Source organism: Natrarchaeobius oligotrophus (assembly GCF_003841465.1).
Taxonomy (GTDB): domain Archaea; phylum Halobacteriota; class Halobacteria; order Halobacteriales; family Natrialbaceae; genus Natrarchaeobius; species Natrarchaeobius oligotrophus.
On record NZ_REFZ01000009.1, the window covers coordinates 49,297 to 64,869 of the forward strand.

General features: G+C 64.1%; 13 protein-coding genes. 7 read left to right on the forward strand and 6 right to left on the reverse strand.

The window, feature by feature from the left end; all coding sequences use genetic code 11:
• The first annotated feature begins 6 nt into the window (after positions 1–6).
• The gene (locus tag EA472_RS13870; protein WP_124192117.1) at positions 7–1,482 is read left to right on the forward strand and encodes a hypothetical protein; all 1,476 of its coding nucleotides are present in this window, start codon (positions 7–9) and stop codon (positions 1,480–1,482) included.
• 62 nt (positions 1,483–1,544) lie between these two features.
• A complete protein-coding gene (locus tag EA472_RS13875) occupies positions 1,545–2,858 on the forward strand; it encodes an outer membrane protein assembly factor BamB family protein (protein ID WP_124192118.1) in 1,314 nt (437 codons plus the stop codon).
• A gap of 201 nt (positions 2,859–3,059) precedes the next feature.
• On the opposite strand, the gene EA472_RS13880 is transcribed toward EA472_RS13875, so the two are convergent.
• Positions 3,060–5,486, reverse strand: coding sequence for an extracellular solute-binding protein (locus EA472_RS13880; RefSeq protein ID WP_124192119.1), 2,427 nt, complete (start codon positions 5,484–5,486; stop codon positions 3,060–3,062).
• Positions 5,487–5,814: 328 nt separating this feature from the next.
• Between EA472_RS13880 and EA472_RS13885 the strand changes: the two genes are divergently transcribed.
• Complete coding sequence (locus tag EA472_RS13885; protein ID WP_124192120.1) at positions 5,815–7,032, forward strand: RNA-guided endonuclease InsQ/TnpB family protein; 1,218 nt, start codon at positions 5,815–5,817, stop codon at positions 7,030–7,032.
• Positions 7,033–7,077: 45 nt separating this feature from the next.
• Here the strand turns inward: EA472_RS13885 and EA472_RS13890 are convergent, their stop codons facing one another.
• Positions 7,078–7,722, reverse strand: a complete 645-nt coding sequence (locus EA472_RS13890; RefSeq protein WP_207891164.1) for an MBL fold metallo-hydrolase — start codon at positions 7,720–7,722, stop codon at positions 7,078–7,080.
• 392 nt (positions 7,723–8,114) lie between these two features.
• Between EA472_RS13890 and EA472_RS13895 the strand changes: the two genes are divergently transcribed.
• On the forward strand, positions 8,115–8,885 hold the full coding sequence (locus tag EA472_RS13895) for an enoyl-CoA hydratase/isomerase family protein (RefSeq protein WP_124192121.1): 771 nt from the start codon (positions 8,115–8,117) through the stop codon (positions 8,883–8,885).
• Between the two features lie 36 nt (positions 8,886–8,921).
• Here the strand turns inward: EA472_RS13895 and EA472_RS23015 are convergent, their stop codons facing one another.
• From EA472_RS23015 to EA472_RS13910, 4 genes are all read right to left on the reverse strand, one after another.
• The gene (locus EA472_RS23015) at positions 8,922–9,401 is read right to left on the reverse strand and encodes a MaoC family dehydratase (protein ID WP_243637850.1); all 480 of its coding nucleotides are present in this window, start codon (positions 9,399–9,401) and stop codon (positions 8,922–8,924) included.
• Entirely contained in the window at positions 9,398–9,904 is a 507-nt protein-coding gene (locus EA472_RS23020) for an FAS1-like dehydratase domain-containing protein (protein ID WP_243637851.1), read from the reverse strand. The genes EA472_RS23015 and EA472_RS23020 overlap by 4 nt, the downstream gene beginning before the upstream one ends.
• Before the next feature lie 6 nt (positions 9,905–9,910).
• A complete protein-coding gene (locus EA472_RS13905; RefSeq protein WP_124192122.1) occupies positions 9,911–11,251 on the reverse strand; it encodes a phenylacetate--CoA ligase family protein in 1,341 nt (446 codons plus the stop codon).
• A 184-nt stretch (positions 11,252–11,435) separates the two neighbouring features.
• Entirely contained in the window at positions 11,436–12,074 is a 639-nt protein-coding gene (locus tag EA472_RS13910; protein ID WP_124192123.1) for a TetR/AcrR family transcriptional regulator, read from the reverse strand.
• A 97-nt stretch (positions 12,075–12,171) separates the two neighbouring features.
• Here EA472_RS13910 and EA472_RS13915 point away from each other — a divergent pair, with 97 nt between their 5' ends.
• The 3 genes from EA472_RS13915 to EA472_RS13925 all read left to right on the forward strand — a co-directional run bounded on the left by EA472_RS13915 (position 12,172) and on the right by EA472_RS13925 (position 15,166).
• Positions 12,172–13,089 (forward strand): ABC transporter ATP-binding protein, encoded by a 918-nt coding sequence (locus EA472_RS13915; protein ID WP_124192124.1) that lies wholly within the window; start codon positions 12,172–12,174, stop codon positions 13,087–13,089.
• The gene (locus EA472_RS13920) at positions 13,082–13,867 is read left to right on the forward strand and encodes an ABC transporter permease subunit (RefSeq protein WP_124192125.1); all 786 of its coding nucleotides are present in this window, start codon (positions 13,082–13,084) and stop codon (positions 13,865–13,867) included. Before EA472_RS13915 ends, EA472_RS13920 begins: the two co-directional genes overlap by 8 nt.
• Before the next feature lie 87 nt (positions 13,868–13,954).
• Positions 13,955–15,166, forward strand: a complete 1,212-nt coding sequence (locus tag EA472_RS13925; RefSeq protein WP_124192126.1) for an AGE family epimerase/isomerase — start codon at positions 13,955–13,957, stop codon at positions 15,164–15,166.
• Positions 15,167–15,573 lie beyond the last annotated feature (407 nt).

Below are 15,573 nucleotides of genomic sequence, written 5' to 3' on the forward strand. Positions count from 1 at the left end.
TCACAGATGGCCGAACTAACGATATACGATTCACGCGGAAAACCGTACAAGGAGTCGGGGGGAACAGGGCAACCGAACGAGTTGATCAAGAACTTCTTTTTCGGCGGGGTGAAGGTCTACGCCGATTTCGGCTCACAGACCAAGATCGCCGTCTTCTTCCGGGCGCGGGAATCGAACGCCGGCCGTGCGGAGCAGTACTACGCGGTCTACCAGACGCGCTCTCGGAACGACGTCTTCGGAAATCTCAAAGCGGACCTTCGACAGCGCGTCGAAGGGGAGTACGGGATGTCGATCCAGACGGATTCCGACGACGTCGACGTCTTCCGATCGCTCGAACAGACCCACAGCGGCGTCCCCGGATCGGAGTTCGACCACGAACTCATCGAGAAGTTGTTGAACTCGGGCCAGCGCCTTCGGTTCGGCGTCTCGAGCACCGAGGACGCCCTCGGACTGTTCGACAGGTACGGTCGACGACCGGCCCAGCGGATCGCGATCGCCGACAACCCCGACGTCGAACAGCTCGAAAACTGCGATCTGGCGATCTCGGTCGGGAACTACAGCGGACTCGAGCCGATCGGCGAGACCGAGCGGCTGATGCGGGAGGGCCGATCCCGATACGAGGAGAAGTTCATCGGCCAGAAAGTATCGAACATCAGGGCGGAACTCTCCGAGCTACGGAGCCAGTCCACCAAGACGGACGAAGAGATCAGACACCGGCTCAAGCGGGACCTGTCGATCTTCGAATCGCCGCCTCCCAACGCACTCGGCAAGCAGGGGAAGGGCGGCCCGCTCTCACAGCTCGGAACGAAGACGAAAGTCGCCGTCGTGAGCTTCGGCGTCGTCGTCGCCGCTTTCCTGGTTCTGCTGGTCGCCGTCAATCTGTTGGCGGTCGCCGGGTACTCGGCTCCGACCGCGACCGATTCGCTCGTCGTGGTCTCCGACGACGACGAGGCGACGCTCGAGCAGGTCACGGTCGAAGGCGCGGCGGTCCACAATTTGACGGAAGGCGGTGAGTTCGTCAACGAAACGCAAACAGTCGAACCGGTCGACGGCGAACTGACGGTGAGCGGCGTGACCAACCAGGACCACGCACAGGTCTCGTTCACACCGGCCGACGGCGGAGAGCCGATCAACGAAACGTACAACGAGGTTACGAACGAATCGTTCTCCATCACGCTCGAGGGGATCGAAACGGGCGGCGACCTCACGATCAGCGCCGGTGAGTGGGCCTCGACCGACGAGTACGACTGGCTGATCAACGGTACCGTCACCCTCGAGGTCGAGGCGTCCGGCGACGAGAACGGAACGGACGACGCGGCGGATACCGACGACGCGACCGACGGGGACGAAACGGACGGCGAGGCGTCCGACGATACCGGGGAGACGGACGACGATGACGAAGAAGAATCGGCCGACGACGAGGAGACGGGCGGCGAGGACGATTCCGACGACGAGGAGGATTCCACCGATGAAACCGAGTAACGCCCGCGGTATCGGAGTCGTATCGAGACGACGGCTGTCCCGTGACGAGGGGAGGTACGCCGATGACCCGCTCGTGTAACCGCCGCCAGGCGCTGGCCGCGATCGGCGGTGCCGCCCTCGCGACGGGAACGCTCGGCCCGATCGGAGCCGCGGCAGCCGACGCCGGCGATACCGTGTACGTCGGCGAGGACGGCAATTACGTGCGCGCGCTCGACGTCTCAGACGGCTCGGAACGGTGGAGTCGCCGCCTCGGCACTCGAGTCACCTCGCCGCTTCCGACGGTCTGGAACGGAACCGTCTACGCGGCCGTCGCCGCCGATTCCGAGACCGTACACGCCCTCGACGCCGACGACGGATCCGTGCGGTGGACCGCCTCGACGGAAGGGACTGCACGGACGCATCCCACGGTCGTCGACGGCGTCGTCTACGTCGGCGACGAGGAGGGAGTACTGACCGCGCTCGATGCGGCGGACGGAACGACGAAGTGGGAGTTCGAAGCGAACAGCGCGATCCACGCTTCGCCGACGGTCGCAGGGGGAACGGTGTATTTCGGCTCGGACGACGGAAACGTGTACGCGATCGACGCCGACACCGGCGGCGAATCGTGGTCGTTCGGAACGTCGAATCGGGTTCGAACGACGCCCGTCGTCGACGGTTCGACCGTTTACTTCGGATCGGACGATCAGTACCTCTACGCCGTTTCTACGGCCGGAAGTGAGCGGTGGCGGTACGAAACCGACGGATACGTTCGGTCGACGCCGGTGGTCGACGACGACCACGTGTACGTCGCATCGGCCGACGAGACGCTCTATGCGCTCGAGCGATCGGACGCATCGGAAGTGTGGGAGTTTTCCACCGTCGACGTCGCGCGAACGACGCCGATCCTCGACGACGGAACGCTGTACATCGGCTCCGATAACGGCGATCTCTTCGCGGTGTCGACCGACGACGGTAGCAGAGAGTGGTCGTTTTCCACGGCGCGTCCCGTCCGCTCCTCGCCGACGCTCGCCGACGGAACGGTGTTCGTCGGCTCCGACATCGAGTCGCTCTTCGCGATCGACGCCGAGACGGGCGTCGAGGAGTGGGAGGTCGAGATGACCGGCGCCGTGCGCTCGTCACCCGCAATCTCGCGTGCCGACGAGGGTCCCGCCGACGAGGAAGCCGGCGACGAAGCGGACGAAGCGGAGGACGCGGACGACGAACCCGCGGACGAGACGGAAGGGGACGACGATGAATCGGACGAAGCCGCGACCGACGACGATGCCTCGCAATCGGACGAACCCGAAGTCGCGTTCGAAGTTCCGGGATTCGAAATCGCAAGCGCGCTTCTCAGCATCGGCATCGTGAGCTACCTCCTGAAAAAACGCGCCGATTGACTCCCTCCACACGGCTGAAAAACCGACGCCGAACCGGCGAACCAACGAGCGTTTGCCTCTCGCACTTTGGAACGAGACAGTTCGCACACCGGATCCGGTGAGCGGTCGGAGCCGTCGGCGAGCGGCCACGAGACGAAGGCGGTTGCAACGCTCATCCCACAGTTTCGTCCGGACCAGTGTAACTCGTTGCAGTAATCCGTCTCAGTCGTCCTCGATGAGTTCCGCGAGTTCCTCGAGTACCGCTTCCGGCTCGGTCCCGGTAACCGCGTATCGGACGAGTTCGCCGATCTCGTTTCGCTGGTAGATCCAGGCTTCCCCGGCCGGCTCGGGAACTCCCCACTCGGCGCTTGACCGAATCGCATCGACGTACGGTTCGTACGGCGTCGAATCGAAGAGCCCGTCGGCGAGCGGTCCGCGACCGAACGGGATTTCGGACCGACTGTCGACGATCGCCTCCGCAAACTCCGACGACCGGAACGCACTCGCCACCTCGAGGCTCTCGGCGAGATGTTCCGTGTTCGGGTTCAACGCGACGTACGATCCGAAGGCGGTCGTCGCCGGCCTCTCGGGTCCCGTCAGGCCCGGGACGATCCCGATATCGTCCGCTCCGAACTCTTCGATCGCGTTGAACGCGAACGACAGGGGCATCTGCGCGGCGACGGCTTCCCGCTCGAAAAACAGCTCCTGGACCTCGGGGAGCCCGAACGAAAAGACGTCTTCGGTGGCACACTGCTGGATGGACAGCGCCGACCGGTCGTCGCCGGTCACGAAGTCGTGGACGACGTTCGCCGCCTCGACGGCCGCCGACGACGCGACCGTTACGTTCCGTTCGCCGATCGGCCCTATCGACGCATCCACGGTATCGTAGTACGCCCCTCCGAATCCCGATAGGACCGTCGTAAACATCCACGAGAGGTAGTTCGTATCGCCTGCCCAGATGAAGCCGAGCGGATTATTCAGCTCCTCGCGGACGACCGAGACGGCTTCCGACCAGTATTCCATCGTCGGCGGGTCGGTTATCCACCGCTCGAACTCGCTCCCGTCGAGCCCGATCTCCCGGAGCGGTTCCGTGTGGTACGCGATCACAAGCGGCGAAAACCCGTACGGAATCGCGTGGGGCTCGTCCTCGTTCGGATGGACGCTCATCTCCCGGTACGCGGGCGGGAGGTCGGAGAACGCGTCTTCGATCCGGCCGGACGTGACGTACTCGCCGAGGGGCTCGGTCGCTTCGGCCGCCGTGAGCGTTCCCAGTTCGGCTTCGTTCACGGTCACGAGATCCGGCTGCGGATCTCCGGACTCGGCCCGAGCGCGGAGCTCTTCGACGCGCTCTGGCGAACCGACCGCTCCCGTGCGGAGTCGGATATCGACCTCCGGCGGAACGCCCGCGTCGTCGGCCACGTCCTCGAGCGCCTCGAGCCACGACCGGTGACCGACGTCGACGTGGACGGTTCCGCCGCTGACTGCGTCCGGACCGGACTCCGCATCGTCCACCGGGAGGGATCCTCCGGTCGAGTCGTCCCCGGCGAGGAGCGGATAGCCGAGGTACGCCGCGCCGACGCCGCTCGCCACGACGGCGCCGTACTTGAGGACGGCTCGCCGCGAACCGGATCCGCTCGCGTCGGCCTCTCTCGTCGATTCGCCGACGTCGGCCGCGGTCGTCTCCGACGTCCGGTCTGCTTTCGGTCCGCCGTCGTCCGTGCCGGACGGTTCGTCCGAATCGTCTCGCTCGTCGGCCGCATCGACGTTCTCACGGTCGGGAGCCGGTGTCCCGACCGCCGCGATCGGATCGGTGTTTCGCTTCCCGGTCGCCGGAACGTCCTCGAGCAGGTCGAGTCGGAACTTGTGGGTCGTCGGATACCTGTCCGCCGGATCGACGGCCGTCGCTCGAGCGATCGTCGATCGAACACCCTCCGGCAGCGTCGCCTCGTCGATTCCGTCCCGGATCGCGTTCGCGAGCGCGTCGGGATCGTCGTCGTCGTCGATCCCCTTGGGAAACGGCGTCGATCCGGAGAGCAGGTGCGCGGCGAGGACGCCGACTCGATACACGTCCGTGCGCTTGCTCGCGTGCTCGCCGACTTCGAGCTGTTCGGGTGCGGTGTACGGCGTCACCGGCGGATCGCTCGCGAGCCTGCTGAGTCCCCAGTCGTCGACGACGGCCACGGGGCCGTCTGATCCGTCTCGAACCGAGAGGCAGTCCGGGTGGATCGCGAGGTGGTGAGAGGTCGATCCGTACCGGCTGTAGGTCCGAACGATCTCGCAGACGTCGCCGACGAGTTCGGCGTTCGTGCGGTCGTCGCAGTCGGCGACGGCGTCGACCATCTTCCCCGCTGCGTACCGTTCGATTTCGGCCGGCTCGTACTCGACGGCGACCCACGGTCTGGGGTCGCTCCCCCAGTCGACGACGTTCCTCGCCGATTCGCGATCGGCGATCCCCACCCACTGTCTCAACAGATCGTCGAACCGACCGAGACTCGAGTCGGGGATCTCCCGCTGTAACGTCCTGATCGCGACTGGCTTTCCGGCCCGCGTCCGTCCGGTGTACGTTCGCCAGTGCGTTCCCGATCCGGCTCGCTCTCGGACGACGCACGTCACGTCGTGGCCGGTGAGCTCCTCGTCTCGCAATCCCATATCCGGCTATTCGAACGGAGCACAATAGTTCGGTCGTATTCGGTCTTCGACCGACGCGTCGGCGTTCGGCGCTCGAAACCGAGCGGCGAACGGCACTCACTTCGCACCCCCTCTCAGTCGGCGACTCGAGCGGGCGAGCTTCGCCTCCAGGCGGAACGGGCCGAGCGCCTCGGGGCTTGACCTCGAGGCGGTTCACCGAAGAATCGAGGCGGATGCCACGGGGCTTGACCCCGTGGAGGAAGCCGACACTCGATGACGCAAACCACGCTACAGTGATAGGCCGACTCCCGAATGTATAAGTAACACCAGCCGTATATGTGAAAACAGAGTGGAATACCGTCGTACCGCCGTTATCAAACTCGACACTTCTGAAGGAGCAGACGACTCCCTCCGAGAGACTGTCGAGCAGTTCAAACACTGTGCCAACACCGCGAGCGAGTGGTGCTGGCACGGCGACGACGGATACCATGTCACTTCCAAAGCGAAAGCCGAACGCGCTCTCTACGACCGACTCCGCGACGAAACCGACCTCACCGCAAATCTCGTCCAGAAAGGGATTCGGCGGGCGGTCGAAGCCGTTAAAAGCGGAGTCGAACGTCTCAAACGTGGCGAGAATACGTCTCAACCGCACTTTTCTGCCGATAGCGCGGTCTACGACAAGCGGAGTGCGACGTTCCACCGCGACCACGTTTCTCTATCAACCATAGACGGGCGCGTTGAGTGCAATTACATCCTTCCCGACGACTCGGAGACACCGCCGACGAAGTACGTCTCCGGCGAGGACTTCGAGTTTCGGATGGCCCACCTCCAGTACCGCGACGGCAACTGGTATCTCCACGCTTCGATGCGGAAAGTCAAAGTAGACGAGGAATCGCCTGAATCCGAGTCCAAGCACAGAACAGTCCTTGGTGTGGATTTGGGCGTGAACAACCTCGCCGTTGCTTCGACTGGGCGATTCTGGTCAGCAGACGAGTTCAATCACTGGCATCGAGAGTACGAAAAGCGCCGTGGGTCGCTTCAGCAGTGTGGTTCTCGACACGCCCACGAAAACATCGAGAGCGTTGGGCGGAAAGAGTATGGTCGGTTCGAGATATACCTGCACACGGTGGCGAACGAACTTATTGAGGAGGCCCTCGAGACCGACTGTTCGCATATCGTGTTCGAGGACTTGACCCACATTCGGGAGAACATTCCCGAAGCGACGTGGCAACACGTCTGGGCGTTCCGACGCCTCTACGAGTACGTCGAATACAAGGCCGAAGAACACGGCGTCGAAGCCGTGCAGGTTGACCCGCGAAACACGTCGAAGCGTTGCTCAACGTGTGGGTTTACCCACGATGACAATCGCCATCAAGAATCGTTCGAGTGCCAAAAGTGCGGGTACGAGAACCACGCCGACTACAACGCAGCGAAGAACATCGGTTTGCAGTATCTTCGTCGTCGGCAAAATGCAGGCGACGGAGGCGCACCCGTAGATGTGCGCTTGAATCGCGGGACGCTGAACGTGAGCGGGGAGTACATACCCCCTGCCTCTGTTGAGGCATAGAACGGGAGTCCACGCGAAAGCCTCGGGGCTTGACCCCGAGGCGATTTACCGGTACGTCGCCCACTCGGGCTTTCCGGGAAAGTTGACGAACTCGTCGAGCCGATCGTATCCCCCCTCCAGGACGGCCGAGCCGTGAAAGACGAGCACGGCGTCGAACTCGTACTCGAGCAGCCGTTCCATGCTGCGTTCCGCTTCGTTCACGTCGTCTGAGTACAGCGCGGGCGGTGCGACGAGATAGCCCTCGGGCAGCCCGCGAAAGTCCGCCCCGAACACCGCGTCGCCCGGGACGAGCAGCGCTGCATCCTCGTCGACGAGCGCGTAATTGTCCGGCTGGTGGCCGGGGGTGTGGACCGCTTCGAACGGCCCGATCTCGTCGCCGTGACCGTACCGTTTGTCGGGCTCGACGGACGAGTCGAGGTCCGTCTCTTCCGGCACCCACGTCTCGAGGTCGTACTCCTCGACAACGGCGTCGTACCCGCCGACGTGATCGCTGTCGCCGTGGGTGACGATCAGCCGTTCGGGCTCCGTTCCGATCGCCTCGATCCCGTCGAACAGCGCGTCCGTCGTCTCCGCGAACCCGGTATCGACGAGCGTCGGGACGGTTCTGTTCAGGAGGTAGACGCGCATTCTCCGGCCGTCGCTCTCCGAGACCGTCACGTCGTATACGTCGGGCAAAACCTCGTCGATCATACACGGTATCCGTTCCGTCGACCCCTAAGTGCTTTTCGCCGACGTTTCTCTCGGTTTCTCGCCCAGCCGGCGGTCGACCCCGTTCGAGTCGCGAGTTCGAAACGTTGCACGCCCGACCGAATGCGTCTCGATGTCTTCGCCCTTTGGTGTTCATCAGTTGTGTTCATCGTATACATTCATTCGTTGTGTTCATTACTGTGGACGACTCGAGACCTCGGCGAGAAGGCCCGATCCGTTCGCCCACCGCGAGTCGCGCCGTTCGGTCAGCCGCTCGATCGCGCCCGAAAATCGGCCGTGGTGCACGGATCGACCGGTGGGCCAGACCGTCCGAGCCCCGACCGAACGGCGTCCCACTGCGCGCGTTTTATATTCCGTCACTCGTTCGCAATGGTATGTCCGCAGAGAGCGATCCGGTTCGACTCGAGATCGACGGAACGATCGCGGTCGTCACGCTCCACCGACCCGAACGGAAGAACGCGCTGTCGAAGGCGCTCGTCGACGACCTCCTCGAGGTCGTCCACCGCGTCGAGGAGACGTCCGCTCGAGTCGTGATCCTCCGGGGTGCCGAGGGGACGTTCAGCGCCGGCGGCGACCTCGAACAGCCGCCGGACGAGTTCGTCGACGAAGTCTCGGCCTCGATCGACGCGATCGAGGCGATCCGCTCGTCCTCGCGGCCGTACGTCGCCGCTATCGAGGGCGCTGCCGTCGGCGGTGGGCTCGAACTCGCGCTCGGCTGTGACCTCCGGATCGCCGGTTCGGACGCTCGCCTCGGGCTCCCAGAGACGAGCGTCGGCATCTTTCCCTGCGCCGGCGGAACCAGGTTGCTCCCCCGGTTGATCGGCTCGACGCGAGCGAACGAGTTACTCCTCACCGGGCGGCTGATTTCGGGAGACCGGGCGGATGACTGGGGGCTCGTGAACCGGGCCGTCGACGACGCCGACGTGATGGACACCGCCCGGGAGTTCGCCGAGACGATCGCATCGAACTCGCCACGCGGGATCGAGGCGACGCTTCGATCGACGAACGACGCGTTCGAGCGATCCGTGATCGACGGAACCAGGTGGGACGAGGAACTCGCCCGGACCGTCGCACACCACCCGGACTTCGAGGAAGGAAAGACGGCGTTTCTCGACGGACGCTCGCCGACGTTCGAGGATCCGTAGCCGCGTAGCCGCGTTTCAGCCGCGACGAGAATCGGATCAGCCTTCTCGAGCCGATTCTTCCCCCTCCGCGCTCGGCCGGACCGTCGCGCTCCCGGCCGCGACCGCCGTTTCGTCGTTCGTTTCGGCGGTCAACTCGAGTTCGACGACGCACGCCCCGTCTTCCTCCCGGACGTCGGAGACGACGCCGAACGCCCGAACGGTGTCGCCCGGACGGACGGTGTCGAGGAAGCGAACGTCGAACGCGCGAACCGCGCCGACGCCGAACCACTCCGTGGCGGCTCGCGAGAGGATGCCGGCGGTGAACATCCCCTGGGCGAAGACGCCGTCGTGGCCGGCCGCCCGCGCGTACTCGTCGTCGTAGTGTAGCGGGTTGAAATCGCCGCTCGCGCCCGCATACCGCACGAAGTCCCGCCGATCGACGGATTCCGCGACGATCGTCGGTCCCCGCGTTCCGATCGATACCGTTTCCGACGCAGCCCCCGCCGTTCGATCCGAGTCGGGTGACTCGTCGCTCACGAGTCGCCCTCCGTCGTATCGCGTTCCGGAAGCTCGATGACGGTCATCTCCTCGGTCGCGACCGGCTCCCCGGACTCGGTCGCGTACTCGAGTTCCTGGACGGCTAACGTCATCGTCCCGTCGGTCCCCTCCCGCTCGTAGACGTCGACGAGCGTCGCGGTGCCGGTGAGCGTCTCCCCGACGTAGATCGATCGCTCGAACTCGAACGCGTGTTCGCCGTGTACCTCCCGCGCCGCGTCGAACCCCAGATCGAAGACCGGATCGCGGTCCGCTCCCTCGCGTCGGTACCGCGGAAACACGGACGTTCGCAGGAACGTGGTCGGGGCCGGGATCCCCTCGAGGCCGGCCGCGTTCGCGGCGTCTTCGTCGTAGTAGACGGGAGATTCGCAGCCGATCGCGCGCGCGAACTCGGCGACCTTTCCGGCTTCGACGCGGAACCCGTCGACGACCGTTCTCGACGTTCCGACCATCGCCTCCAGTTCGGCGAGTGAACGCTCGGGCATCGTCCGCTATCGAGGCCCCCCCTCGACGTCGACGAGGTCGGTCTTGTACTCGGACTGCTCGATTTCCTCGGCCGGAACGAGCGTCGGCTCCACGCGAACGCCGAGGCGGTTTCTGACCGCCGACGTGACGTCGTCGACGATCGCGTCGTCCGTTCGGCCCGCGGTTCCGTCCCGACCGACGCGGATCGGAATCGGCTCCGTGAACGCGACCTTCTCCTCGTGGGGGAGGACGACTTTCATCCGCGGCGTGACGCCGTCGACGTCGGCGACCACCTCCCGGATCGCCTCCGGGTAGACGTTTTTCGCCTTGTAGATGAGCATGTCGTCCGAGCGGCCGACGACGCGGAGCCGCGGGGTCCGTAACCCGCAATCGCAGTCCATTCCGAGCACCCGCACGTAGTCGCCGGAGCGAAACCGCAACAGCGGCGTGGCCTCCCGGCGAAGGGGCGTGTAGACGAGTTCGCCCTCCGCGCCGGCTTCGAAGGGCCGCCGGTCTCCGGTCTCCGGATCGATCAACTCGGGGTGGACGTGGCCGTCCGCGATGAAGTGTGCGCCGCCCTCTTCGGGACACTCCGCCGCGACCGCCCCGGACACGTCGCCGATCCCCATCACGTCGCGGATTCCGTCGACGCCCCACCCCTGTCTGACCCGCTCGCGAATCTCGGGATTGCCGAAACCGGGTTCGCCGCCCCCGACGAGGATCCGAATCCCGAGTTCCTCGAGGCCGTGGCCCAGGATCTCGGGTGCGCGGTCGACCAGGTACTCGAGGTGCGAGGGCGTCGAGTGGAGGACGTCCGGCGAGAGGTCCGCAAGCACGGTGAGCAGCTGTTCGCTGCTCCCGCCGCCCGCCGGAACGACGTTCGCGCCGACCCTGGCGAAGCCGTTGATGTACGGGAGGCCGCCGGGAACGATCGGCCGGCCGATGGCGTGGACCACCGTATCGTCGGCCCGAACGCCCATGGTCCGTGCAGCTTTCGCCACCAGCGTTTCCCAGTCGGCCCGGTCCTGCGTGGTCAGTCCGAAGTACGTCGGCGTTCCGGTCGTGCCGGACGACGAAAGCGTGAGTGCGAGTTCGTCCGTCGGTGCCGCTTGGTGGGCTCCGAGCGGTTGCGACGGGTCCGTCTCGCGTTGACACCGCCGCTCGTCGTCTTTCGTCGTGAACGGGACGCGAGCCAGGTCCTCGAGCGTTCGGATCGCTCCCGGATCGATCTCCCACTCGTCGAACTTTCGGCGGTAGTACTCCGAGTTCTCGGCGAGGTACGCGATCTGTTCTCCTAGCGTTCGTTCGTGGCTCTCGAGAATCGACGTCCACGATGGGGGCTCGGCTCCCTCCTCTGTGTGAGACATTATCGGTGTATTCGCACGTGGGTTAACCGTCCTTATAAAGTGACGCTGCCCGAGCGCCGACCGTTTAAATAGCGAGGGGAAACGAACGGCGCTCGGTGAAACGACGTTCGATCCGAGCCGCTAACCGAGAACGCCCCCGCGGATACGACGACCATCGAGCCGGCCGGTGGCCAGCGCGATTCGCTCACTCCGCGATCGTCAAGCCTCTCGCGATCGTCGATATCAGCGTCTCCTGGAGGTGTTCGTAGTACCCCTGATCGATGGTTTCGAGTTCGGTTTCGTACAGTTCGTACTCGTCTTTGTGAATCATCAGCCAGCCGAGCGTCCCCGACATCAGCCCGCCGATCGTCAGCGGATCCATCTTCGCGACCGGGCCGTCGCTGCGGGCTTTGATCTCTTCGATGATCGGGACGAACTCCGCCCACCGCTGCTCTTGCACGTCGTTTAACGCTTCTCCCGACGAGCGCTCGATCAGCTCCCGGTAGTTTCCCCGGATGATCATCTGCTGAACGAACGGATTTTCCTCGCCGAACTCGACGTAACACCAAAAAAACCGCTCGAGCGCCTCCTGCGGGTCGTCGATCCCCTCGAGTTCCGTCCGGACGTTCTCGACGTACTCTTCGATTTCGCGCTCGAGAATCTCGAGGTAGAGATCCGACTTTGCATCGAAAAACTGATAGAACGTGGGTTTCGCGATTCCGACGGGATCGGTGACGTCCTTGACGGTCGTTTTCTCCGGCCCGTACGTTAGTACCAGCTCGCGTCCGGTCCGGACCAACTGCTCTCTGATCCGTTCTCGTTCCTCGTCGCTGAACTTCTTCATACAATCGTCTCGGCTCTGTAAACTCATAACCGAATCGGTTTTCAGTTATTACTTCATAACCAAAAAAGATATTTAGTCATAGAGTTACTCATCGAGTATGGGAGCCATCGAAGTGGCAGAGCTGACGAAGGAGTACGGGAGCGTTCTCGGCGTCGATTCGATCTCGTTTTCCGTCGACGAGGGGGAGGTGTTCGGATTCCTCGGACCGAACGGAGCCGGAAAGACGACCACTATTCGAACGCTTCTGGGCTTGTTCGCGCCGACGTCGGGCGGGGCGACGGTACTCGGTGCTGACGTTCGCGACGAGCGTGCACTCGTCGACGCCAAACGACGAATCGGATACCTGCCCGCGAATCTGGGATTTCACGAGGAGGTAACCGGCGAGCAGGTCCTCGAGTATCACGCGTCGATCAAGGGCGATCGACGGCTGGACGACCTGCTCGACGTGTTCACGCCGCCGATCGAACGCCCGATTCGCGAGTACTCGACCGGCAATGAGCAGATGCTCGGCATCGTTCAGGCGTTCATGCACGACCCCGACCTCGTGATCATGGACGAGCCGACGTCGGGACTCGACCCCCTCAAACAGGAGCGGTTCAACGAGTTCGTCCGATGCGAGAGCGACCGCGGCACGACGATCTTCTTTTCCTCGCACGTGTTGAGCGAAGTTCGACGCGTCTGCGATCGCGTCGGAATCCTTCGCGACGGGGAACTCGTCGGACTCGAGGACGTCGAAACCCTGCTCGATCAGGGCGGCAAGCGCGTCCGCGTTCAGACGATCGACGAGGCCAGCGAGGCGCTCGCGACGCTCGACGGCGTCGTCGACGTCGATGCGTTCGCCGACGGCCTCCAGTTCGTCTACACCGGCGACTACAACGCGTTGCTCGAAGCGCTCGCGTCGTACGACGTTCGCGAGATCGAGATCAGCGAGCCGCCGCTCGAGGACGTCTTCATGCACTACTACGGACCGGACGGGTCGGCCACCGACGATCCGGAGGGCGAGTCCAGTGTTTGAGACGACCCGGTACGAAATGGGCCGTCGCGTTCGCGGGACGGCGATACTGACCGTCGCGATCGGCCTGTACGCGGCGTTCATCGTCTGGTACTTCACCGTTCTGGAGGGGGTCGACTACGATCAGATGCTCGAGTCGATGCCGCCCGCGATGATGGACGCGTTCGGGATCGAGACCCTGGCGACGATCGAGGGCTTTCTGGGATCGCAGATCTACAGTTTCGTCTGGCTGCTCGGACTGGGACTGTACTTCGCCTACGCCGCCGGCGGGCTCGTCGCGAACGACGCCGAGCACGACCGGCTGGATCTGTTGCTTTCGTTTCCCGTTTCCAGATCGCGTCTCCTCCTCGAGAAAGTCGCTTCACTTTTCCTCCCGTTGATCGCGCTCAACGTCGGCGTCGGCGCGACCGTTTACGTCCTCGCCGCGGTGATCGGCGAACCGATCGACGTCGCCAATCTCGCGCTCGCCCACGCGCTGTCGGTCCCGTACCTGCTGGTCTGTGCGGGGATCGGGCTGGTGCTGTCCGTGCTGGTCGACCGGGCCGCCGTCGCGGAACGAGCCGCGATCGGCGTCGTGTTCGTGCTCTTTCTGCTCGAGTCGGTCGTCGGCGGGGCGGACGAACTCGAGTGGATCCAGTATCTCAGTCCAACGTACTACTACGAGCCGACGCCGGTTCTCATCGACGGCTCGTACGAACCGATCGACGCCGCGATCCTGCTGACCGCGTTCGTCGGACTGGTGATCGTCGCAACGGTGTTGTTTGACCGACGCGACGTGTAGTTCCGCAATCTGACGTTCGTCGACCCCGAAACGACGATCGACGGCCCAACCCCACACCGCTTTCACCGATCGCACGCATTCTCGGGTATGAACCGACGGGCGATCGAGTCACGACGCGCGGCTGCGCTCGCGACGTTGCGACTCCAGTACCCGGATACGCTGTCGGCCGTTGGCGTGCGTCCGCTCCACCCGCGAACCGGCGATCCGTACCCCGACGACGAGCGCCACCTCGTGGCGACCTGCCGTTCGGTATCGAACTTCGCGATCGGAGCACTCCTCGACGGACCGGACTGGTGTCAGGACGCCGCCAACCGCGCGCTCGAGTGCTTGCATCCGTTTCGGGCGACCGATGGCTCGGGCTACCACCGTCTGGTCGCGTCGACCGGCGAGCCGACCGATCGAACGAGGTCGGCCTACGGTCACGCGTTCGTCCTCCTCGCGTATGCGCGGGCGACCGACGCCGGGATCGACGGCGCTCGGGACCGGCTCGAGCACGCGGCCGATCTGATCGACGACGAGTTTCGCGACGCCGGCGGGCTGATTCGCAGCGACTGCGATCCGGACTGGACCGAACGCGAACCCTACCGCGGACAGAACGCGAACATGCACGCTTGCGAGGCGTTCCTCGCGGCACACGAGGCGACCGACGACATCCGCCACCTCGAGCGGGCGGGGCAGATTGCCGAGCGGATCGCCGTCGAGCTGGCGACCGAAACCGACGGACTGCTCTGGGAACACTACACCGACGAGTGGGAACACGACTTCGCGTACAACCGCGATCGGCCACACCACCAGTTTCGACCGCCGGGCTACCAGCCCGGCCATCACGTCGAGTGGGCGAAACTCCTCGCGCTCCTCGACCGATACGACGACGCGAACGCGCCGCCCGACGGCTGGTACGAACGCGCCACCGAGCTGTTCGACGCGGCCGTCGACCTCGGCTGGACCGGCGACGGCTTCGCCTACACCGTCGACGCCGACGGTGCGACCATCGTTTCGGACCGCTACGGCTGGGCGCTCGCTGAAGGCATCGGTGCGGCTGCGGCGCTCGCCGAGCGAGCGTCAGCACACGGTGACGTCGAGGCTCGCGACCGGTTTCTCTCTTGGGAGTCTCGGTTCCTCGAGTGCGCAGACGAGTATCGGGGTCCCGCGGGACTCTGGTACGAAAAGCGCCTGGCTGACGCGCAAGGCGGCGACCTTCTCGCACCGGAGCCGCCCGTCGTCGAGCCGGATTACCACCCGGTTACCGCGTTCTTCGAATCCTGGCGATCCCGACGAGCGATCGCGGACTCGAGGTGATCGGTTCGATCTCGCACGCGTTTCTACCAGCAGCGTTCTTCGACGGGGTTGGGGTGGATTCCTTCGATAGTCGGCAGGGCGGTGTATCACGCAAAATTCGACATCGGCATAAAAACCAATTCACAAATCTATTAGTGATACTATCATATTATAATCAAAATCAGCGATATGGGGGACTTTCGAGGCTGGAAATAAATCTGAGATATATTGACGAAATATACTTCTTTCGATCTATATGTGAATGTATATATCTCAACATTAGTGTTTCTCACAACAGCAGCCGACTGACACCTCTGTCGCCCACGTTCGATCTCATCATCACAAAATGATATACTAGTCTAGTTCCTGTTGGAATGGGGAGAACACTCATTTCGTTCGTCTCGACAGCCGACACATGTGCGCTCGAT